Origin of the sequence: Bradyrhizobium sp. 62, from assembly GCF_023073035.1 — a bacterium.
GTDB lineage: Bacteria > Pseudomonadota > Alphaproteobacteria > Rhizobiales > Xanthobacteraceae > Bradyrhizobium.
In genome coordinates this window covers 154,121-174,890 of sequence record NZ_JADPIT010000014.1, presented here as the reverse complement: position 1 = coordinate 174,890, position 20,770 = coordinate 154,121, and the positions used below count along the sequence as shown (strand labels likewise).

Genomic DNA, 20,770 nt, shown 5'->3' with positions numbered 1-20,770 from the left:
TTTTATGCTTAAGGGGAAACCCGATCCTGCCCGGAAATCGCGCATCTTCAATCGTTTAAGCCGCAGTTGCGCGGGATCGACGGGGTGAACGCCATAGTTGTGGGCGTGGCCGGAATTCCCCATCCGGGACCGTTCGTCCTTGTGGAACGAGGTAGCCCTATGTTAGCCAACCGCCGCGAAATTCAGCCCAATCGGGTAAGGAGACACTCTTATGACCAACGGTAACGGCACCCCTCCCGAGGCGGCCCAGGCTCCCCAGCTCAACGTCCTGGCGCAATATACCAAGGACCTCTCGTTCGAAAATCCGAACGCGCCCAGCTCGCTCCAGCAGCAGAGCCAGCCGCCCCAGATCAACATCCAGATCAATGTCAGCGCCAACAACCTCAGCGAACAGGAGTTCGAGGTGACGTTGTCGGTCGAGGGCAAGGCCGAGACCGCCGGCAAGATCATGTTCTCGTTCGAGCTCGCTTATGCCGGCGTATTCCGCATCTCCAACGTGCCGAAGGATAATTTGCATCCGCTGGTCATGATCGAATGCCCGCGCCTGCTGTTCCCGTTCGCCCGTGAGATCATCGCCACTGCCGTGCGTGACGGCGGGTTCCCGCCTTTGATGCTGGATCCGGTCGACTTCGTCGGTCTCTATCGCCAGAACATGGAGCGGCAAATGGCCGCTCAGCCGAGCGGCCAGGCCTAACCAGCCAAAGGGGCAGCTGGAGCGGGCAGAAACTCGTTCCAGATCGCCTTGTCGCCGAGCGTTGCGATGAAGGCCCGGTGGGCCTCGCGCTCGGCGTCTGAAATCCGCGGGGTGAGCGGCGCCGGCCGTTGCCGCCGAGGCGCATCGGCAGCCCCATTGGCGCGAGTCTCCTCGGATTCCGAAGCCAGCAGCAGCTGCGATTGCCGCGCCCCGACCAGATCCACATAGACTTCCGCAAGCAGCTCGGCGTCGAGTAACGCGCCGTGCTTGGTGCGGCGTGAATTGTCGATCGCATAGCGCGAGCAGAGATCGTCGAGCCGGTTCGACACGCCGGGATGCTTGCGCCGTGCCAGCAGCAGCGTATCGACCAGCCGCTCGCGCGGGATCGCCGGGCGCTTGATCCGGTCGAGCTCGGCATTGATGAAGCTGATGTCGAACGAGGCATTGTGGATCACCAGCGGCGCGTCGCCGATGAACTCCAGAAAATCGTCGACGACCTCATGGAACAGCTGCTTGGTCGCCAGAAACTCGGCCGACAGCCCGTGCACGGCAAAGGCTTCTGCCGGCATGTCCCTTTCAGGATTGATGTAGACGTGGAAGCTCTGCCCCGTCGGCATGCGATTGAGCATCTCGACGCAACCGATTTCGACCAGGCGATCTCCCCGCAGCGGGTCGAGGCCGGTGGTTTCGGTGTCGAGAACGATTTCGCGCATGATCAAGTAAGCCGTGTCAGGCGGCGAATCAGGCGCGCCGCTGCGGCATCTTAACGACCTCGGCGAGGATGTGCGCGATTTGGGCGCGCACTGGATCGAGTCCATGCGACGTATCCACCACGAAATCGGCACGCCGGCGCTTTTCCGCATCGGGTGTCTGCTTGGCGATGATGGCGTCGAGCTTGGCCTCGTCCATCGTGCCGCGCGCCAGCACCCGCTCGCGCTGCAGTTCCGGAGACGTCGTCACCACGACCACGGCATCGACCCGCGTCTCGCCACCCGTCTCGAACAACAGCGGAATGTCCAGCACCACAACCGGCGCGTCGGCGGCTTCGGCGTCGGCGAAGAATTTTTTCCGGGAAGCGCCGAGCATCGGATGAACGATCTGCTCGAGCTGCTTGATGGCGGCAGCGTCATGCACCACACGCGCCGACAGTTTTGGCCGATCGACCTTGCCGTTCGCGGTGGTGCCGGGAAAGGCGGCCTCGATCGCGGGCGCAGCCTCGCCCTCATAGAGCTGATGCACGGCCGCATCGGCATCGTAGACGGGGACGCCAGCCTCCGCGAATAATTTCGCGGTGGTGGATTTGCCCATCCCAATCGAGCCGGTTAGTCCCAGGATCCGCATCAACGCCCAGCCATCTCTGCTATTCACACCGCAACTAGCCGCTCGCGCCGCAGGAACGCAAGCAGCGGCAGCAGTGGCAGACCGAGAATGGTGAAGTGGTCGCCCTCGATCCGCTCGAACAAGTGGATGCCCAGGCTTTCGAGCTGATAGCCGCCGACGCTGGTGGTGACGGCATCGCCGGCGATGTCGAGATAGGCCGAAAGCTCGGCCTCGGTCATCTGCCGCATGGCGAGGCGCGCGACCGAGACGTCCTCGAAGATGATCTCACCGTCACGTGCTATCGCCACCGCGGAATTCAGCTCATGACTATGGCCGGAGAGATCGCGCAGTTGGGCCAACGCTTGGGCGCGGCCCGCAGGCTTGTTAAAGAGGCGATCACCAAGCGCCAGCGTTTGATCCGCACCGATGACGGTGCTTCCAGCGTGATGGGCCGAGACTGCCTTGGCTTTTTCGCGCGCCAGCAGCAACGCAATCTCGCGCGGACCAGAAAGCCCGGAGGCGGCCTGCATACCGCGCTCGTCGATATCAGCCGTGATCGCCTTGAACTCGAGCCCGGCATTGGCCAGCAGCATCTTTCGCGCGCTGCTCTGCGAGGCCAGGATCAACGAAGATTTGCCGAGCCACAGACTCATCGCGAACTATTCCCAAAACTATTCAGAAGGCCGGTTACGCTGGCGATCGCTGTAGAGTTTCATGATCGCCGCGGCGGTTTCCTCGATCGAGCGCCGCGTGACGTCGAGCAGCGGCCAATCGTGCTTGGCGCTCAGCTTGCGGGCAAATGCGACCTCTTCGGCGACCGACTGCTTGTCAGTATAGGTGTCGCTGCTGGAATCGGCGCCCATGGAGAGCAGACGATTCGTGCGCACCTGAATCAAGCGTTCGGGCGTCGCATGCAAGCTTACCACCAGCGGTCGCGTCAACGTTTCCAGTTGCGAGGGCACCGGAATGCCTGGAACCAGCGGCACGTTGGCAGTGCGGATGCCGCGGTTGGCGAGGTAGATCGAGGTCGGGGTCTTGGAGGTGCGGGAAACGCCGACGAGCACCACGTCCGCATCATCGAGCCCTTCGACATGCTGGCCGTCATCGTGGATCATCGTGTAGTTCAACGCGTCGATGCGCTTGAAGTATTCGGCATTGAGGACGTGCTGGGCGCCGACCCGGCCGGTCGTGGCAGCTCCGAGATACGCCTCGAACAACTGCATCACCGGGCCGATGATCGACAGGCTCGGAACATTGATCCCCTTGCACTTGTCCTCGAGCCTGGCGACCAGATCCTTCTCGAGCAGCGTGAACAGCACGATTCCCGGTGCTTCCTCGATCTCGTCGAGCACGCGATCAAGCTGTTTCTGGCTGCGCACCAACGGATAGACGTGCTCGACCGGGGTCACGTTGGCGTACTGAGCGGCAACGGCGCGCGCCACCGTGATCAGCGTCTCACCGGTGGAGTCGGAGACGAGGTGCAGATGGAAATAATTGCTCGAGGTCGGCACAAAAGCCCTTTGTATGAAACCGGTGTGGTTTGTGGATTTCTGTGGAGCTTAACCCCTTGGAAAGGGATGTGCGACACCGGGGGCGGGACAAGTGCCAATTTTCTTCACACCACTGCCCCTGAGAACAACTTCGACGCCCCGCCGAAAGGGAAACGGGATTGCGCCGATAACCCTCTTGTTAAGCTGGCGACAGAAACGCGCAAGCCTTTGAAGCTGACCGACTTATCGAAAGCGGCCAGAGCGATCAGGGATATGTTGATGGATGTGAACAAGCGCGTGTGAACGGGCGGACGGAAATGTGTGAGTCCAATTCACCGTCACATAGACTCAAACCTTAAGAATCTAAGATTCTTATTGGAGAAGGGCGCTACGGACGGATATGTGTGCAGGCAAGACCTTAACGACTCCTTACTATCCCCAGCGTTCCCCCTCCGGCTGGGCAGGAATCCGGACCCCAGACATGTTTGAAGACGTCTACCTCTGGATCAAGGCGCTGCATGTGATCGCCGTCATCTCCTGGATGGCGGGCATGCTCTATTTGCCGCGGCTGTTCGTTTATCATTGCGAGGCCGAAATCGGCTCGAAGCAGTCGGAAACGTTCAAGATCATGGAACGGCGGCTGTTCAAGGCGATCATCAACCCCGCCATGATCGTAACCTGGCTCGCCGGGCTTTATCTCGCCTGGGCCGGGCACTGGTTCACTTTCGGCTGGCTGCACGTAAAACTGGCACTGGTCCTGGCGATGTCCGCGGTCCACGGCTTTTTTTCGCGCTGGTTGAAGGATTTCGCGGCGGACCGGCGCCCCCGGAGCCAGAAATTCTATCGGATTATCAACGAGGTACCGACTGCCTTGATGATTCTGATCGTCATCATGGTGATCGTGAAGCCGTTCTAGGCAGCGGCCGCGAACAATCGCTCAGTGCTTCTGCTTGCGGAGTGTGAGGCGATTTTCTATATTAGCGATATCCCACCCAACGCAGGCGGATGTGGTCGTGTCTGAGCTTTCCAGAGGCCGGACACCCCATCAGGTTTGAAGCCTCACCGGCGCTCTCCTTGCCAGACCTGCGGACCTTACCTTTTCGCGTCCGCATTTCAGAGCCTCCTCGCACCCCCCTCCCAGGTTACCCCACAGGACCACCCCAATGCGGGAAATCAAACTCCAGGACCTCAAGTCGAAGACGCCGGCCGAGCTCGTCTCGTTCGCGGAAGAGAATGGGGTCGAGAATGCCAGCACCATGCGCAAGCAGGAGCTGCTGTTCGCCATCCTCAAGCAGCTTGCGCTCGCCGAGACCGACATCGTCGGCGAAGGCGTCGTCGAGGTTCTCTCCGACGGCTTCGGCTTCCTCCGCTCGCCCGATGCGAATTATCTGCCGGGCCCGGATGATATCTACGTTTCGCCCTCGCAGATCCGCCGTTTTGGCCTGCGCACCGGCGACACCATCGAAGGCCACATCCGCAGCCCGAAAGAGGGCGAGCGCTATTTCGCGCTGCTGAAGGTCAACACGCTCAATTTCGAGGACCCGGAAAAGGCCAAGCACAAGGTCAATTTCGACAACCTCACGCCGCTGTTTCCGAATCAGCGCTTCCGCATGGAGATCGACGATCCGACGCGGAAAGACCTGTCTGCAAGGGTGATCGACATCGTCGCGCCGATCGGCAAAGGCCAGCGCGCGCTGATCGTCGCGCCACCGCGCACGGGCAAGACCGTGCTGATGCAGAACATCGCCCACTCGATCGCGCATAATCATCCCGAGTGCTATCTGATCGTGCTCCTGATCGACGAACGTCCGGAAGAAGTCACGGACATGCAGCGCTCGGTGAAGGGCGAGGTCGTCTCCTCGACCTTCGACGAACCGGCGGTGCGCCACGTCCAGGTCGCCGAGATGGTGATCGAGAAGGCCAAGCGTCTGGTCGAGCATGGCCGCGACGTCGTGATCCTGCTGGACTCCATCACGCGTCTCGGCCGCGCCTACAACACCGTGGTGCCGTCATCGGGCAAGGTGCTGACCGGCGGTGTCGATGCCAACGCGCTGCAGCGGCCGAAGCGGTTCTTCGGCGCCGCCCGCAACATCGAAGAGGGCGGCTCGCTGACGATCATCGCGACCGCGCTGGTCGATACCGGCAGCCGCATGGACGAAGTCATCTTCGAAGAGTTCAAGGGCACCGGCAACTCCGAGCTGATCCTCGACCGCAAGGTTTCGGACAAGCGGACCTTCCCGGCGATTGACATTTCGCGCTCCGGCACCCGCAAGGAAGAGCTGATCACCGATCCGGTCGTCCTGAAGAAGATGTACGTGCTCCGCCGCATCCTGAATCCGATGGGGACGATGGATGGTATCGACTTCCTGCTCGACAAGCTGCGTTCGACCAAGAGCAATTCCGAGTTCTTCGACTCGATGAACACCTGATTGCAGTGCAGCATGATCAAAGGGCGCCTTCGGGCGCCCTTCTTCGTTGTGCGGCTTTGCTGCAGCGAAGATGCAGCATTGTGGGCATCTGTCGCTTGGAGCGAACGTCGCATAAAATATTGATATAATTTACGAATATGGTGATCGATGGACGTCGCGTATTCCGTTGGAAGCGGTTCTTGCAGCAGATGTTCGCGAATCTATTGCATCGCAACATCGGATTTGCTGCGGGAATTGATGCAGCAAATCGCGCGATTTGTCTGCCGAAACGGATGTTTGCCTTTTCGCTTTCAGCCGGACAAATAGGTCATGCATCCGCGAGACCAGACCATCTTTGCGCTGTCGTCCGGCCGTCCGCCAAGCGCGCTCGCGGTGGTGCGCGTCTCCGGGCCAGGCGCCAGCGTGGTGTTGACTACGCTGGCGGGCAAGTTGCCGGCGCCGAGGCAGGCCAGCCGCCGGCTCATTCATGACGGTGTCGGCCAGCCGATCGACGATTCCGTGGTGCTGTGGTTTCCCGGGCCCGCCAGCGCGACCGGCGAGGATGTCGCCGAATTTCACGTCCATGGCGGCCGCGCGGTGCTGGCCGCACTGTTTACCGCAATTTCCGTAATCCCGAATATGCGAGCTGCCGAGCCCGGCGAATTCACCCGGCGCGCCTTCGAGAACGGCAAGCTCGACCTGACTGAGGCGGAGGGCCTCGACGATCTCATTCATGCCGACACCGACCGCCAGCGCCGCCAGGCGTTACGGCAGTTGCAGGGTCTCCTCGGCAATCGCGCGCACGACTGGCGCGAGCGCATCATCGAGGCTTCGGCCTTGATCGAGGCCGGCATCGATTTCTCCGACGAGGGCGATGTGCCGGCCGAGTTGATGGCGCCTGCGGTCAAGGCGATCAGTGCGCTGCACGACGAAATCGCAGAAGTCCTTGCGGCACAGGGACAAGCTGAACGTTTGCGCGACGGCCTGGTGGTTGCAATCGCAGGCGAGCCGAACGTCGGCAAGTCGACGCTGATCAACCAGCTCGCGCGCCGCGACGTCGCGATCGTCTCGCCGCATGCCGGCACGACACGCGATGTGATCGAGGTGCAGCTCGATCTTGATGGTTATCCCGTCACGGTGATCGACACGGCCGGCATTCGCGAGACCGACGATCCGGTGGAGCAGGAGGGTGTTCGCCGCGCGCGAGCGCGAGCCGAAGACGCCGACCTCGTGTTGTGGCTGGTGGAGGCGGGGCGCGCTGTCGATCCGGCGGCGATCCCTTTGCTGGGGACGTCCGGCAACGTAGGCAGCCGCTCCGGCTCGGTCTGGATCGTGCGCAACAAGATCGATCTCGGCGGGGTCGAGGACGTCGAGCCGCGCGGTGAGTTCGGAATCGCCGCCAGTCGGGGGGACGGCATTCCTGAGCTGGTCGATGCACTGGTGAAATTCGCCGCCGAGTTTTTCGGAACGACCGAGGGCGCGTTGGTGACCCGGGCCCGGCAGCGGGATCTGCTGCGCCGCGCAGCGGACAGCTTGCGCCGGAGTCTTGAGCTAGTAGAAGAGGGCGAGGAGCTTGCCGCCGAAGAGCTGCGCGCGGCCGCCTATGCCTTGGGCCGGCTGCTGGGTCGGGTAGATGTCGAAGACGTCCTGGGGGCGATTTTCCAGAAATTCTGTGTTGGAAAGTAGCCCTAGTTCTTCATTGTAGAACTAGCATTTGTTCCACTTCTTGGCGTTTCACGTGAAACAGGGTCACTCGGTTCCGAGATGTTTCACGTGAAACATCTCTTCGACTAAGTCGCTGGTTGCGCGAGGCCCACTGCGAGCGGTACCACCTTAGGAAAAGGTGCGCGGAAAGGGCGTCTGTCCGCTCGCAAGGCCTTGGGGTACGGTCCTGCCGTCGCGGTCCGATCGGCGACCCGTCTTGGCCTTCGGACCACCCTTTTCCCCTCGTGACCCCTTTTCCTCTCACAAAAAACGACAACGTTTCCAAGGGCCACTCTACTGTGCATGGGGTTGTTTTCGCGAAAAGACCTTTGATCCGCTTTGCACCGTTTCACGTGAAACAACTGCCTCTCCAGTTTCCGCTTCCGGCTTCCCTGCCTGTGAGTTAGAAGTCCGCCCATGCGAACAGAGCGAGAGAGCTTCGACGTCATCGTGATTGGCGGCGGCCACGCCGGCTGTGAGGCCGCTTCTGCCTCTGCCCGGATGGGCGCGGCGACCGCTCTTGTCACGCACCGTTTCTCCACGGTCGGTGCCATGTCCTGCAATCCCGCCATTGGCGGTCTGGGCAAGGGTCATCTGGTTCGGGAGGTCGACGCGCTCGATGGCCTGATGGGCCGGGTCGGCGATGCCGGCGGCATCCAGTTTCGCGTCCTCAATCGCCGTAAGGGCCCGGCGGTGCGTGGTCCGCGCGCGCAGGCAGACCGGAAGCTCTATGCCGCCGCGATGCAGGTGGCGATCCGGGAGACCGGGGGTCTTTCCGTGGTCGAAGGCGAGGCGGACGAGCTGATCGTGGTCGAGGGACGGGTGATCGGCCTGCGCCTGGCGGATGGCCGCGAACTTCGGGCAGGGGCTGTCGTCGTCACCACCGGCACCTTCCTCCGCGGACTGATCCATCTTGGCGAGAAGAACTGGCCGGCCGGTAGGGTTGGCGAGGCGCCTGCGATGGGCCTTTCGACCTCGTTCGAGCGCGCCGGGTTTACCCTTGGGCGGCTCAAGACAGGGACCCCGCCGCGTCTGGACGGCTCGACGATCGACTGGTCTGCGGTCGAGATGCAGCCGGGGGACGAGCCTCCGGAGCCGTTTTCGGTGATGACCGAGCGGATCACGACGCCACAGATCCAGTGCGGGATCACCCGGACCAATTCCGCCACCCACGACGTGATCCGGGCCAATGTCCATCGCTCTCCGATGTACTCGGGTCAGATCAAGAGCTCCGGACCGCGCTATTGCCCCTCGATCGAGGACAAGATCGTTCGCTTCGGCGATCGCGACGGTCACCAGATCTTCCTGGAGCCGGAAGGGCTCGACGACAGCACCGTCTATCCCAACGGCATCTCGACCTCGCTGCCGGAGGACGTCCAGCTCGCCATCCTCGCAACCATTCCCGGCCTGGAGCGGGTGAAGATGGTCCGGCCGGGCTATGCCATCGAATACGACCACGTCGATCCGCGGGAGCTTGATCCAACCCTCCAGACCAAGCGTCTGCGCGGTTTGTTCCTGGCCGGGCAGATCAACGGCACGACCGGATACGAGGAAGCCGCCGGCCAGGGCATCGTGGCCGGGCTGAACGCGGCATTGACGGCGAGCGGCGCCGCGCTGACGGTGTTCGACCGCGCCGATGGCTATCTTGGCGTCATGATCGACGACCTCGTCACCCGCGGCATCAGCGAACCCTATCGGATGTTCACCTCAAGGGCCGAGTACCGGCTGACATTGCGGGCGGACAACGCCGATCAGCGTCTGACCGAGAAGGGCATCGCCTTGGGATGCGTGGGGAGCGCCCGGACCGCGCATCATCGCGCCAAGATGGACGCCCTGAATGCGGCTCGAGCGCTCTCGAAGTCGCTGACCATCACCCCGAACGAGGCCATCAAGCAGGGTCTCACCCTGAACCGGGACGGTCAGCGGCGGTCGGCCTTCGAGCTGATGGCCTATCCCGACATCGGCTGGAGCCAGGTCCGTGCGATCTGGCCGGAGCTCGCTGCCATTGATCCCGTCATTGCCACCCATCTCGAGATCGACGCGAAGTACGATGTCTATCTGGAGCGACAGAGCGCCGACGTTGAAGCCTTCAGGCGGGACGAGGGGATGGTGCTGTCGGAGGTCGATTACCAGCAGGTCCCCGGTCTCTCCAACGAGGTGAGGGCCAAGTTGGAGAAGGCGCGGCCGTTCACCGTTGGCCAGGCCGGCCGAATCGACGGCATGACGCCGGCCGCGCTCGGCATCCTTGCGGCCTATCTCCGCCGCGAAGCGCGGAAGACTTCCAAAGCAATCGCATAGGTTTCACGTGAAACAGCGCGAGCCGGGCGGCGGCAGATCGTCATCAGGAAAACCTCCGGCGGGCGAGGGCGCGGGTCGTCGCTCCGAACCGGCGCCGACCAGACCGAAGATCGACAAGGCCAGCGCCAACGATCGATCGTTGGACGCCGTCATCGCGGCCGACAAGGTTGCGGCACTCAAGCTCGCACCCGTTTCACATGAAACGGAGCTCCGGCTCGATCGCTACATCGCGCTGCTGCGGGAGTGGCAGGCCAAGACCAACCTGGTCGCGCCCTCGACATTGCCGCATCTCTGGACCCGGCACATCGCCGATTCGCTTCAGCTCGTCGCTCTCGCCCCATCGGCCAAACGCTGGGCCGACCTCGGCAGCGGCGGCGGCTTTCCGGGCGTCGTCCTGGCCTGCGCCATGGCGGGGACGGCCGGGACGAGCGTCCATCTGGTCGAGCGAATCGCCAAGAAGGCAGCCTTCCTGCGCGAAGCCATCCGCGTCACTACATCTCCGGGAGTCGTACATCTCGCTGAGATCGGGGATAATGTGGATAGAATCACCGGCCCGGTCGATTGCGTCACCGCGCGTGCACTGGCTCCGCTACATCAACTCATCGGCTTTGCGGAGCCGCTGATGCGCCAGGGCGCAAAAGCGTTGTTTCTCAAGGGTCAAGATGTAGAGTCTGAATTGACCGAAGCTACTAAATATTGGAATATTCAGCCGCAGCTCCACCAAAGCCGTACAGGCGACGGTTGGATCGTCGAGCTGGCTTCCGTCGAACGGCGCGGGTGAGGCGTCAGGGGCCGAGTGGGGAATTTGCGATGAGCGTGATTGACGAACCGCAGCAAGAACAGACCGCCGCCGTCCCGCAGGGCCATCCGCGCATCCTGGCGCTGGCGAATCAGAAGGGCGGGGTGGGAAAAACAACCACCGCGATCAATCTCGGAACGGCGCTCGCTGCGATCGGCGAACGTGTCCTGATCGTCGATCTCGATCCGCAGGGCAACGCCTCGACCGGCCTCGGCATTGATCGCCGCAACCGCTCCTGCTCGACCTATGACGTTCTTGTCGGCGAGGCGAGCCTGCGGGAAGCGGTGGTGTCGACGGCAGTGCCGCGGCTGCATATCGCGCCCTCGACCATGGATCTCTCCGGCCTCGAGCTCGAACTCGGCACCACGCCCGGTCGTGCGTACAAGCTGCGTGACGCGATCAGCGCGCTCAACAACAACGTCTCTCCCGACGCCGATTACACCTACGTGCTGATCGACTGTCCGCCCTCGCTCAATCTGATCACCGTGAACGCGATGGCGGCTTCGGACGCCATCCTGGTGCCGCTCCAGTGCGAGTTCTTCGCGCTCGAAGGTCTGTCGCAATTGCTGCAGACGGTGGAGCAGGTGCGCTCGACGCTCAATCCGAACCTGTCGATCCACGGCATCGTGCTGACCATGTTCGACTCGCGCAACAATCTCTCGAACCAGGTCGTGGCCGACGTCCGGCAGTTCATGGGCGAGAAGGTCTACAAGACCATGATCCCGCGCAACGTGCGCATCTCGGAGGCGCCGTCCTACGGCAAGCCGGTCCTGGTCTACGATCTCAAATGCGTCGGCAGCGAAGCTTACTTGCGGCTCGCCACCGAAGTGATCCAGCGCGAGCGCGAGCTGCGGACGACGCATTAGAGGTGCGTAGGGTGGGCAAAGGCGTCTTCGCCGTGCCCACCATCTTCCGCACATGACTAACTGGTGGGCACGCTTCGCTTTGCCCACCCTGCGACAATTTAGTTCTGGAGTGCTGCACCGTGAATCCAAGGGAGCTGGCGATGGCCGACGAAGCGCGTTCGCGACTGGGCCGGGGTCTTGCGAGTCTGATCGGTGACGTCGGCGGCGAGGCTCAGCATGTCGATCGCCCGCGCGCGCAACGCAAGGTGCCGATCGAGTTCATCAAGCCCAATCCGCGCAACCCGCGCCGCACCTTTTCGGAAGGCGAGCTCAGGGAGCTCAGCGATTCGATCAAGCAGCACGGCGTGATCCAGCCGATCGTGGTCCGCCCGGTGAAGGGTGCGCAGGACCGCTTCGAGATCATCGCCGGCGAACGGCGCTGGCGCGCGTCGCAAATGGCCGGCCTGCACGAAGTGCCGATCGTTCCCGTCGACATCAGCGACAGCGATGCGCTGGAGTTCGCGATCGTCGAGAACGTGCAGCGCGAAGACCTCAACCCGATGGAAGAGGCGCTCGGCTATCACGCGCTCGCCAATGAGTTCAAACGCAGCCAGGACGACATTGCCAAAGTCGTCGGCAAGAGCCGCAGCCACATCGCCAACATGATGCGGCTGACGAAGCTTCCAGCCGAGGTGCAGGGCTTGATCACGAGCGGCGAGCTGACCGCAGGTCATGCCCGCGCGCTGATCGGCGTGCCTGATCCGCTCGCGGCTGCCAAGCGCATCGTCGACGAAGGCCTCAACGTCCGCCAGACCGAGGCGCTGGCGCATGAAGAGGGTGTGCCGGAGCGCAAGCCGCAGAAGGCGCGTACGGGGGCGAAGGAAAAGGACCCCGACACGGTCGACCTCGAGAAGCGCGTCAGCGACGCGCTCGGGCTCAAGGTCACGGTGAGCCACCGCGATCCCGGTGGCTCCGTGCAGATCAACTACCGCAACCTCGATCAGCTCGACGAGGTGATGCGGCGGCTGGCGAAGGGCGCGCTGTAGCCGCTTGGTGTCGTCCTGGCGAAAGCCAGGACCTCATGCCGATCCACTCGTCATTGCGAGCGCAGCGAAGCAATCCAGTATCTTTCCGCGGAGGGATGTCTGGGTTGCTTCGTCGCAAGGGCTCCTCGCAATGACGAGCGGACAGAGCGGGAAGCTCAGCCCCGCCGCTTCGCGTTTGCGGCGATCGCCATCAGCGTGCGCTGGGCGATGGCGGCGGCGAGGGTGGATTGCTTGCGGGTGTCGAGCGCGGCGGTCGCGAGCTGCTCGATGATGACGGCGAGCCGCGCCACGCTGAAATTACGCAGTGCGGTTTCGACCGCGGGCTTTCGCGAAAAATGCAGGCGCGGATAACCGCTGTCGAGCACGGCGGAAGCGGGGGTGCCGTCGGCGATCGCGAGCGCCGATTTGTGCAGCCACGCCGCCTGGCGCTGCGCCGCGGAGATGATCACGCCGGGGTAGGTGCCGGCGATCATGGCTTTGGCAAACTCGTTCTCGACGATCTCGGGCCGGCCGGCGAAGGCGCCATCGACGATCGGATCGAGTTTCAGCTCCGACGCATCGGCGACCACGGCCATCACGTCATCCAGCGTGATCTCGCCCTTGCCGTGGGCATAGAGCGTGAGCTTGCGCAGTTCGTTGCGCGAGGCCTGCCGGTCGCCGCCGAGGAACGACATCAGCGCCGCGCGGGCGTCCTGCGCGATGCGCAAATTGGCGATGCGGAGCTCGTCTTCCATCAGCTTGGCGAGGTCGCGCTCGGTGTCGGGATAGCAAGCGATCGCGACGGCCGTCTTGGCGCGTTCGCAGGCCTTGCGCAGCGGCGATTCCGGGCGCAGCTCACCGGCCTCGATCACGATGCGGCAATCCCTGACGCCCATCTCCGCCAGCGTGTCGATAGCACTGGCAAAGCTGCGCGAGCCGGCGCGCACGCGGATGGCGCGGCGGCCGCCGAACAGCGGCACCGTCATGGCCTCGTCGACGAGGCGCGACGGCTCGGCGGAGAGCTCGTCGCCATCGACCTTGACCAGCGAGAACGGATCGTTGGGATCGTCGACAGCCGAGGCGATCAGCGCATCCGCGCGTTCGCGGACCAGTCCGGCGTCAGGACCGTAGAGCAGGATGATCGGACGGCCCGCATCGGGGCGGGCGAGATAGGCGTCGATCTCTTTTCCGCGCAGCGCGACCATGGTGCCTGGGATTCGTCAGTCCGGGCGAACCGGGATGACGGGGTGAATTAAGTGCCCGCGGTGAAGAACGAGGCGAGTCGAGTCGTGATGTTCTCGGCGATCTCGTTGGCGGCACGATCCTCGGCATCACGTACCGCGCGGTTGCGGCTGAAACGCTGATAGGAGCCGGGCATGTCGTAGGTCACGCGGGAGAAGGTGGTGCCGGTCATCACCGATTTGCCGCTGACGACCTCGATCAGATTGTACTGGGCGTCGAGGCCGTAGTTTTCACTGCTCGGCAGGCCGGTGTTGGGGTCGACGATCAACGACGACTTGCCGCTCGTGAAGCGGATCTCCAGGCGGTGGGTCGGCGGCATGCCGGTGGCGGTGCCATAGAGCCTGAAGGCCAGCGCGTTGCGAACCTCGACGCCGACGCGGGCTTCGCGCGAGGCATTGGACTTGGCGATCGGGGGCAGATCGACCCCCATCAGCTTCTCGCGCAGGCCGGGCGTGCCGTCGGTGTGCTCGGCATACATCGGGTGGAAGCAGCCGGCCGTCATGGCCGCCAGTGCGGCGACCGCCAGCAAGCGGGCTGCGATGCGGATCCTAGCCGACAACATTCACGATCCTCTTGGGGACGATAATCACCTTGCGAACGGGCTTGCCGTCCAGGGCCAGTTTTACCGCATCGAGGGCCAAAACGGCAGCCTCGATTTCCGGATTCTCGGCCGCTGTTGCAACTGTGACCTCGCCCCGCTTCTTGCCGTTGACCTGAACCACCAGGGTCACACTGTCTTCAACCAGCAAATCGCGTTCGATTTGGGGCCAATCGGCCTCGGAAACCAGCCCGCTGTGGCCGAGAACCTTCCAACACTCCTCGGCCAGATGCGGCATCATCGGGGAGAACAGCTGGACCAGGATCTGGCTGGCCTCCCGGATCGTCCAGGCCAAATCTGGAGCCGGCTGGCCGGGACGCTGCAAGACCTCCGCGAACGCATTGGTGAATTCGCGGATATGGGCGAGGCAGACGTTGAAGTGCAGCCGCTCGATTCCGGTGGTGACCTTGTCCAGCGCGCCATGGGCGGCCTTGCGCAAGGCGATGGCGTCCGGGCCGAAGCTGGCCGGCCGGGCCGCCGGCGCACTCTTGCCGGGTTCCACGGAATCGTTCACCAGCCGCCACAGCCGCTGCACGAAGCGCGAGGCGCCCTGGACGCGCTCATCGCTCCAGATCACGTCCCGCTCGGGCGGGGAATCCGACAGCATGAACCAGCGCGCGACGTCGGCGCCGTAGGTCTCGATGATGTCGTCGGGGTCGACCGTGTTCTTCTTCGACTTCGACATCTTCTCGATCGGGCCGATCTGGATGTCTTCGCCTGACGTCAGCAGCGTCGCGCGGCGGCCATTGGCGCCGGTCTCGACCTTCACCTCGACCGGCTGGACGTAGGTGCCGTCGGCCTTCTGGTAGGTCTCGTGCACCACCATGCCCTGCGTGAACATGCCGGCGAACGGCTCGTCCAGTGCGATGTGCCCGGTCGCCTTCATCGCGCGCGTAAAGAAGCGGCTGTAGAGCAGATGCAGGATCGCGTGCTCGACGCCGCCGATATACTGGTCGACCGGCAGCATCCGGTTGGCGACCTCTGGCGTCGTCGGCGCGTTCTCGTTCCAGGGATCGGTGAAGCGCGCAAAGTACCAGGACGAATCCACGAAAGTGTCCATGGTGTCGGTTTCACGCTGCGCCTTGCCGCCGCATTGCGGACAGGTGACGTGCTTCCAGGTCGGGTGATGATCGAGCGCGTTGCCTGGCTTGTCGAAGCTCACATCCTCCGGCAGCACCACGGGGAGGTCGGCATCCGGCACCGGCACCACGTCGCACTTCGGACAGTGGATGACGGGGATCGGACAGCCCCAATAACGCTGGCGTGAAATGCCCCAGTCGCGAAGGCGGAAATTGACCTGACGCTCGCCGACCGGCGCGTTGCCGCGCAGCTCGGTCTCGAGACGCTTCGCCACCTCGTCCTTGGCCTGATCGATGGTCATGCCATCGAGGAAGCGCGAATTGATCATGCGGCCGTCACCGTCATAGGCGGTATCGGTAATGACAAAGCTCTTGGGATCCTGGCCTTCGGGGCACACCACCGGCGTGTTGCCGAGAGCGTACTTGTTGACGAAATCGAGGTCGCGTTGGTCGTGGGCGGGGCAGCCGAAAATGGCGCCGGTGCCGTATTCCATCAGCACGAAGTTGGCGACGTAGACCGGCAGCTTCCAGGAGGGATCAAAGGGGTGGACCGCGCGGATGCCGGTGTCAAAGCCCTGCTTCTCGGCCGTGTCGATGATCTCCTGCGCCGTGCCCATCCGCTTGATCTCGCCGATGAACGCGGCGAGCGCAGGGTTTTTGGCGGCGGCCGCTTGCGCCAGCGGATGATCGGCCGAGATCGCCATGAATTTCGCGCCGAACAGCGTGTCGGGGCGCGTCGTGAAAATCTTCAGCTCGCTCTCGCCGGACGGCGTCGTCGCCGCGTCGAGCGCGAAGCGGATCAACAGCCCCTCGGACCGGCCGATCCAGTTGCGCTGCATCAGCCGCACCTTGTCGGGCCAGCGATCCAGCGTATCCAGGGCCGACAGCAGGTCCTGCGAGTACTTCGTGATCTTGAAGACCCACTGGTTCATTTCCCGTTGCTCGACAACGGCACCCGAACGCCAGCCTTTGCCGTCGATCACCTGCTCGTTGGCGAGCACGGTCATGTCGACGGGGTCCCAGTTCACCTTGCGCTTTTCGCGCTCGGCGAGGCCTTCGCGCAGGAAGTCCAGAAACAGCTTCTGCTGGTGCTTGTAGTAGCTGGGATCGCAGGTCGCGATCTCGCGGCTCCAGTCCAGCGACAGCCCGATCGAGCGGAGCTGCTTCTTCATCGCGGCGATGTTGTCGTAGGTCCAGGCCTTCGGCGCCACCTTGCGCTCGATCGCGGCGTTCTCGGCCGGCAGGCCGAAAGCGTCCCAGCCCATCGGGTGCAGCACGTTGAAACCCTTGGCGCGCATGAAGCGGGCCAGTACGTCGCCAAGCGTGTAATTGCGGACATGGCCGATATGGATGCGCCCCGACGGGTAGGGGAACATCTCCAGCACATAGTATTTCGGCCGCGGATCGTCGTTCTTGGAGACGAAGATCGCCTGTTGGTCCCAGGCGGCTTGCCAGCGCGGTTCGGCGTCGCGGGCGTTGTAGCGTTCGGAGGTCATGGAATCGTTGGGTTTTCGTGGATTTGGTCGTCTAAAGACGGCGGACTAGGCCATAGAAGTCCTCAAGGGGTCAATGGGTTGCCGCAATTTGGGAACCTTCGGCGCTGCACCGCATAACTACTGAGGCCGCGTTGGGGCGTGATTAAGGGGTCGATGCGAGTTTGCGGCCAACCAGAATTCTCAAGACTTGTGATGGACGCCAGCTTCGACGATCCCGATTACGACTATGCCGCGTCCGTTGCCGAACGGGCGATGCGGACCATGGCCGAACAGCGGATCCCTGCCACGCCGGCCAATTTCGCCGTCTGGTTCCAGTATTTCGCGGGAAGCCATGACGATCTGCGCAACGCGATCGATCTCCTGATCGATCACAATCGGCCCTTCGACGTCAGGACCAATCAGGATCTGTTCAAGACCTACGTCGCGCCCCAGGTGAGTGCCGTCGTCGTCGACACGTCCGAGCGGCTCCACACCCTTATGGGCGCGGCGAAGGATTTTCTTGCGACTGCGATTGCCGACAATCACTCCCAGATGCAGGCGATCAACGAGGTCGCGGACCAGGGCAAGGCCGGTGTCGATCCCAAAGCGCTGGTCGCCCAGCTCATGAACGAGCTGGGACGCGCGGCGACCCGCGCGACGCGGCTCGAGGCAGGCTTTGCGGAAAAGACCCGCGAGCTCGACGTGATCCGCGCCTCTCTTTCCAAATCCGAGGAGCGTGCCCGGACCGATACGCTCACAGGCCTCGCCAACCGCCGGGCGCTCGATGAATTCCTGCGCAAGGCGCAGGCGACTGCGGACTGGGGCGAGCCGCTCAGCATGCTGATGCTCGACATCGACCACTTCAAGACCTTCAACGACAGTTTCGGCCACGGCGTCGGCGACCAGGTGCTGCGCCTGATGGCCAAGGTGCTGCGCGAAAAGGTCCGCGAGCAGGACCTGTCGGCCCGCTATGGCGGCGAGGAGCTGATCGCGGTGTTGCCGGATGCCGATCTCGCCGCCTGCGCCGAGATCGCCGAGCGCATCAGGCACGCGATCGCGGAATGCAGGATCACGCGCCGGTCGACCGGCGAGGTCCTGCCCCATATCAGCGTATCGATCGGTGTTGCGCAGTACCGGCCCGGCGAAGCGATCACCGATTCCATCGAGCGCTGCGATCGCGCGCTCTATCTCGCCAAGAACAGCGGCCGCAATCGCGTGGTCACCGAGAGCGAACTCGATTGCACCGGGGCTGCGGGTTAGCCCTCAACCCGCCATCATCATTTCCGCCGCGCCGTTGTCGATCACTGTGATGCCGTGTTCGACGACGTTGTTGCGGCCGCGGTGCTTGGCGGCGTAGAGCGCGGCATCGGCGGCTTCGATCAAATCGCCCGGACGCAAGCTTTCGTTGGGCTTGGTCGCGGCAACGCCAATCGAGACGGTGACGATCATGTGGTCGGAGGTGATGTGCGGCAGGCACAGCTTCAGCACGGCCGCGCGCGCCTGTTCGCCGATTTCGACGGCGCGCGCCACGTCGGTGTTTGGCAGCAACAGGCAGAATTCCTCGCCGCCGTAGCGGGCCGCGAAGCCCATCGTGTCGGCGGCGATGCCGGACAGCGACTCGCCGAGCCTGGTCAGGCAGGAATCGCCTTCGAGATGGCCATAGGTGTCGTTGAACAGCTTGAAATGGTCGACGTCGATCATCAGAAGCGCGAGGTCGCTGCCATATTGCTGCGCGCGCATCCATTCGAAATCGAGGCGGCTCTGGAAGCCGCGGCGGTTGGCAAGCCCCGACAACATGTCGATCGAAGCCATTACCGTGAGCCGGTCATTGCTGGCCATCAGCTCGCGTTCGCGCTGGCTGAGCTGCGCGGCCATCGCGTTGAACGCGCGGGCCAGCGGCACGAATTCGGACGGCAGGCGATTGCGCGCGGCACGTGCCGACAGATCGCCCTCGCCCAGGCGCTTGGCCATGTCGGCGAGCATCCTGATCGGCTTGATTACCAGTTTCTCGGCTGCGATCAGTGCGCCGAGCAGCACGAACAGCACGACGAAGGCGAGCTGAAGATAGGCGGTGCGGATGTCGCGGCTCACGGCGGCGGACACCTTGTCCTCGTCGATGCTGGCGATCAGGCGGGCATTGGTCCCGGCGATGCGGATAAAGCTGACCGCGCGGCGGGAGCCGTCGGCTGCGAGGAAAGAGAGTGAGCCTTCGTCCTGGTCAGACCTCAGCGCCTTGTCGGCGATCGCGGACATCAGCGGCATGTTGTCGAGCGGACGTCCGATCGCGCTGTGCTGGTCGGCCGGTGCGGCCAGCACGGTACCCGCGCTGTCGACCAGCACGGCCGTGATGCCGGCGCGACCACCCAGATTGCTCATGACCTTCGACATCCAGTCGAGGTTGACGGTGGCGAGCACGACGGCATCCGCTACGCCGCTGAAGGCGGACACCGGGTAAACCGCCATGACGGTCGGTGTCGGCACGGGGCGCGACAGGATGAAGTCACTCAGCACGAAGCGGCCGGTTTCCTGCGCCTGCTGGAAGTAAGGCCGGTCACTGAGGTCGAGGCCGACATACATGTTGTTGGTGGCGCACTGGATGCGTCCGTCCTGGCCGGCGATCAGAAGCGTACGGATCCAGGGGAGATTCGACGGCAGGCTCGCGCGCAGGACGTCGCAGCTCTTGCTGATGCCGCCGGCGGAGGCGCGGATGAAAGCTTCCGATTTCAGGATGGTCTCGACCGACGAGATCACCTCGCGCTGCGCGTCGGCGCTGTGCCTTGCAACGGTGGTGAATTCGGTCGTGGCCTGCGCGATCTGCCGCGTGCGCGTGTCTTCGAGCGAGCGGATGCGCTCGAACATCAAAGGCGTCACCAGAATTACCGCGAGCAACGCAAGCCGCGCCCGGATTCCGAGAACCTGCTTGAGTTTCGCTCGTTTGCGGTTGAAACTGACGTTTGCCATCTTCGCTGCCCACCCCGCGGCTAAGGTAAAGCAAAGGGTTCAAAAACTCTTTCTTGAACTCGGTAAAATTAGAACTAGCTCCGCAACAATCAGCTCCGATGCGACATCATGACCGAAGCCAACGCCGCACCACTAACCGGCCATTCACCAAACGCGCTCGCCGCGGTCGAAGCCGAAATCGCGCGCGCCTGCAAGGATGCGCGGCGCGAACGTGGCTCCGTGACGCTGATCGCGGTGTCGAAAACTTTCGCCGCGGATGCAATTACCCCGGTCATCGACGCCGGACAGCGCGTATTCGGCGAGAATCGCGTGCAGGAGGCCAAAGGCAAGTGGCCGGCGTTAACTTCTGTTTACCCCGATATCGCGCTGCATCTGATCGGGCCGCTGCAATCCAACAAGGCGAAAGAGGCGGTCGCGCTGTTCGATGCCATCCATTCGGTCGACCGTCCGAGCATTTGCCAGGCGTTAGCCAAGGAAATCGAATCTCAGGACAAGCACCCCGAATTGTTCGTCCAGATCAATATCGGTGAGGAGCCGCAGAAGGCCGGCATCGCCCCCGACGAGGCCGATGCTTTCATCGCGAGCTGCCGCGACACCTACGGGCTGACGATCTCGGGGTTGATGTGCATCCCCCCGGTGGACGAGCCGCCGGCGGCGCATTTCGCGCTGACCGCCAAGATCGCCGCCCGCAATGGATTGAAGAAGCTCTCGATGGGCATGAGCGCGGATTATGCGACCGCGATCATGCTCGGCGCCACCCATGTGCGCGTGGGAAGTGCGATCTTCGGGCACCGGTGAGAGCCGTCATGTTGGCAGGGCCCCCTACGAACTC

19 protein-coding genes are annotated in these 20,770 nt (G+C 63.4%); 11 read left to right on the top strand and 8 right to left on the bottom strand.

Annotation, left to right across the window (positions count from 1 at the left end; genetic code table 11):
- Window positions 1–211: 211 nt before the first annotated feature.
- Complete coding sequence (secB, locus tag IVB47_RS09370; RefSeq protein ID WP_007598595.1) at window positions 212–694, top strand: protein-export chaperone SecB; 483 nt, start codon at window positions 212–214, stop codon at window positions 692–694.
- On the opposite strand, the gene dnaQ is transcribed toward secB, so the two are convergent.
- The 4 genes from dnaQ to IVB47_RS09350 are packed head-to-tail and all read right to left on the bottom strand — an operon-like array spanning window position 691 to window position 3,525.
- Complete coding sequence (dnaQ, locus tag IVB47_RS09365; protein WP_018459637.1) at window positions 691–1,407, bottom strand: DNA polymerase III subunit epsilon; 717 nt, start codon at window positions 1,405–1,407, stop codon at window positions 691–693. The genes secB and dnaQ overlap by 4 nt on opposite strands.
- Window positions 1,408–1,435: 28 nt before the next feature.
- Window positions 1,436–2,035, bottom strand: a complete 600-nt coding sequence (gene coaE / locus IVB47_RS09360) for a dephospho-CoA kinase (RefSeq protein WP_027566246.1) — start codon at window positions 2,033–2,035, stop codon at window positions 1,436–1,438.
- A 23-nt stretch (window positions 2,036–2,058) separates the two neighbouring features.
- Window positions 2,059–2,667, bottom strand: a complete 609-nt coding sequence (locus IVB47_RS09355; RefSeq protein WP_247461185.1) for a Maf family nucleotide pyrophosphatase — start codon at window positions 2,665–2,667, stop codon at window positions 2,059–2,061.
- 18 nt (window positions 2,668–2,685) lie between these two features.
- Window positions 2,686–3,525: a pyruvate, water dikinase regulatory protein gene (locus tag IVB47_RS09350; RefSeq protein ID WP_027514822.1), complete on the bottom strand. Its 840-nt coding sequence runs from the start codon at window positions 3,523–3,525 to the stop codon at window positions 2,686–2,688.
- A gap of 66 nt (window positions 3,526–3,591) precedes the next feature.
- Between IVB47_RS09350 and IVB47_RS09345 the strand changes: the two genes are divergently transcribed.
- From IVB47_RS09345 to IVB47_RS09310, 8 genes are all read left to right on the top strand, one after another.
- Window positions 3,592–3,807, top strand: a complete 216-nt coding sequence (locus IVB47_RS09345; protein ID WP_247461182.1) for a hypothetical protein — start codon at window positions 3,592–3,594, stop codon at window positions 3,805–3,807.
- Between the two features lie 178 nt (window positions 3,808–3,985).
- Window positions 3,986–4,420 (top strand): protoporphyrinogen oxidase HemJ, encoded by a 435-nt coding sequence (gene hemJ / locus IVB47_RS09340; protein WP_007604072.1) that lies wholly within the window; start codon window positions 3,986–3,988, stop codon window positions 4,418–4,420.
- A gap of 247 nt (window positions 4,421–4,667) precedes the next feature.
- The gene (rho, locus tag IVB47_RS09335) at window positions 4,668–5,933 is read left to right on the top strand and encodes a transcription termination factor Rho (protein ID WP_007598612.1); all 1,266 of its coding nucleotides are present in this window, start codon (window positions 4,668–4,670) and stop codon (window positions 5,931–5,933) included.
- Window positions 5,934–6,242: 309 nt separating this feature from the next.
- Entirely contained in the window at window positions 6,243–7,598 is a 1,356-nt protein-coding gene (mnmE, locus tag IVB47_RS09330; RefSeq protein ID WP_247461181.1) for a tRNA uridine-5-carboxymethylaminomethyl(34) synthesis GTPase MnmE, read from the top strand.
- A gap of 435 nt (window positions 7,599–8,033) precedes the next feature.
- A complete protein-coding gene (mnmG, locus tag IVB47_RS09325; protein ID WP_247461179.1) occupies window positions 8,034–9,914 on the top strand; it encodes a tRNA uridine-5-carboxymethylaminomethyl(34) synthesis enzyme MnmG in 1,881 nt (626 codons plus the stop codon).
- 139 nt (window positions 9,915–10,053) lie between these two features.
- Window positions 10,054–10,695: a 16S rRNA (guanine(527)-N(7))-methyltransferase RsmG gene (gene rsmG, locus IVB47_RS09320; RefSeq protein ID WP_247285031.1), complete on the top strand. Its 642-nt coding sequence runs from the start codon at window positions 10,054–10,056 to the stop codon at window positions 10,693–10,695.
- A 29-nt stretch (window positions 10,696–10,724) separates the two neighbouring features.
- Window positions 10,725–11,579 carry a ParA family protein gene (locus tag IVB47_RS09315; RefSeq protein WP_007598621.1) on the top strand — a complete coding sequence of 285 codons (855 nt, stop codon included), beginning with the start codon at window positions 10,725–10,727 and terminating at the stop codon, window positions 11,577–11,579.
- 140 nt (window positions 11,580–11,719) lie between these two features.
- Window positions 11,720–12,604, top strand: coding sequence for a ParB/RepB/Spo0J family partition protein (locus tag IVB47_RS09310; protein ID WP_247357357.1), 885 nt, complete (start codon window positions 11,720–11,722; stop codon window positions 12,602–12,604).
- A gap of 155 nt (window positions 12,605–12,759) precedes the next feature.
- Here the strand turns inward: IVB47_RS09310 and holA are convergent, their stop codons facing one another.
- Genes holA through leuS form a run of 3 tightly spaced genes read right to left on the bottom strand, consistent with a single transcriptional unit; the run spans window position 12,760 to window position 16,998 of the window.
- On the bottom strand, window positions 12,760–13,788 hold the full coding sequence (holA, locus tag IVB47_RS09305) for a DNA polymerase III subunit delta (RefSeq protein WP_027566255.1): 1,029 nt from the start codon (window positions 13,786–13,788) through the stop codon (window positions 12,760–12,762).
- 47 nt (window positions 13,789–13,835) lie between these two features.
- The gene (gene lptE / locus IVB47_RS09300) at window positions 13,836–14,387 is read right to left on the bottom strand and encodes an LPS assembly lipoprotein LptE (RefSeq protein WP_027566256.1); all 552 of its coding nucleotides are present in this window, start codon (window positions 14,385–14,387) and stop codon (window positions 13,836–13,838) included.
- Entirely contained in the window at window positions 14,374–16,998 is a 2,625-nt protein-coding gene (gene leuS / locus IVB47_RS09295; protein ID WP_247461176.1) for a leucine--tRNA ligase, read from the bottom strand. Before leuS ends, lptE begins: the two co-directional genes overlap by 14 nt.
- A 192-nt stretch (window positions 16,999–17,190) precedes the next feature.
- Here leuS and IVB47_RS09290 point away from each other — a divergent pair, with 192 nt between their 5' ends.
- Complete coding sequence (locus tag IVB47_RS09290; protein ID WP_247285027.1) at window positions 17,191–18,237, top strand: GGDEF domain-containing protein; 1,047 nt, start codon at window positions 17,191–17,193, stop codon at window positions 18,235–18,237.
- Between the two features lie 3 nt (window positions 18,238–18,240).
- Here the strand turns inward: IVB47_RS09290 and IVB47_RS09285 are convergent, their stop codons facing one another.
- On the bottom strand, window positions 18,241–19,938 hold the full coding sequence (locus IVB47_RS09285; RefSeq protein ID WP_027566259.1) for a diguanylate cyclase: 1,698 nt from the start codon (window positions 19,936–19,938) through the stop codon (window positions 18,241–18,243).
- A gap of 108 nt (window positions 19,939–20,046) precedes the next feature.
- Here IVB47_RS09285 and IVB47_RS09280 point away from each other — a divergent pair, with 108 nt between their 5' ends.
- Entirely contained in the window at window positions 20,047–20,736 is a 690-nt protein-coding gene (locus IVB47_RS09280; RefSeq protein ID WP_247285026.1) for a YggS family pyridoxal phosphate-dependent enzyme, read from the top strand.
- Window positions 20,737–20,770: the final 34 nt, after the last annotated feature.

Coding starts and splice junctions, on each gene's coding strand:
- IVB47_RS09310 (WP_247357357.1), top strand. CDS start 11,720: ATGGCCGACGAAGCGCGTTCGCGACTGGGCCGGGGTCTTGCGAGTCTG.
- IVB47_RS09345 (WP_247461182.1), top strand. CDS start 3,592: ATGTGCGACACCGGGGGCGGGACAAGTGCCAATTTTCTTCACACCACT.
- secB (WP_007598595.1), top strand. CDS start 212: ATGACCAACGGTAACGGCACCCCTCCCGAGGCGGCCCAGGCTCCCCAG.
- IVB47_RS09280 (WP_247285026.1), top strand. CDS start 20,047: ATGACCGAAGCCAACGCCGCACCACTAACCGGCCATTCACCAAACGCG.
- mnmE (WP_247461181.1), top strand. CDS start 6,243: ATGCATCCGCGAGACCAGACCATCTTTGCGCTGTCGTCCGGCCGTCCG.
- IVB47_RS09285 (WP_027566259.1), bottom strand. CDS start 19,938: ATGGCAAACGTCAGTTTCAACCGCAAACGAGCGAAACTCAAGCAGGTT.
- IVB47_RS09355 (WP_247461185.1), bottom strand. CDS start 2,667: ATGAGTCTGTGGCTCGGCAAATCTTCGTTGATCCTGGCCTCGCAGAGC.
- mnmG (WP_247461179.1), top strand. CDS start 8,034: ATGCGAACAGAGCGAGAGAGCTTCGACGTCATCGTGATTGGCGGCGGC.
- holA (WP_027566255.1), bottom strand. CDS start 13,788: ATGGTCGCGCTGCGCGGAAAAGAGATCGACGCCTATCTCGCCCGCCCC.
- hemJ (WP_007604072.1), top strand. CDS start 3,986: ATGTTTGAAGACGTCTACCTCTGGATCAAGGCGCTGCATGTGATCGCC.
- IVB47_RS09290 (WP_247285027.1), top strand. CDS start 17,191: ATGGACGCCAGCTTCGACGATCCCGATTACGACTATGCCGCGTCCGTT.
- rho (WP_007598612.1), top strand. CDS start 4,668: ATGCGGGAAATCAAACTCCAGGACCTCAAGTCGAAGACGCCGGCCGAG.
- dnaQ (WP_018459637.1), bottom strand. CDS start 1,407: ATGCGCGAAATCGTTCTCGACACCGAAACCACCGGCCTCGACCCGCTG.
- lptE (WP_027566256.1), bottom strand. CDS start 14,387: ATGTTGTCGGCTAGGATCCGCATCGCAGCCCGCTTGCTGGCGGTCGCC.
- coaE (WP_027566246.1), bottom strand. CDS start 2,035: ATGCGGATCCTGGGACTAACCGGCTCGATTGGGATGGGCAAATCCACC.
- IVB47_RS09315 (WP_007598621.1), top strand. CDS start 10,725: ATGAGCGTGATTGACGAACCGCAGCAAGAACAGACCGCCGCCGTCCCG.
- leuS (WP_247461176.1), bottom strand. CDS start 16,998: ATGACCTCCGAACGCTACAACGCCCGCGACGCCGAACCGCGCTGGCAA.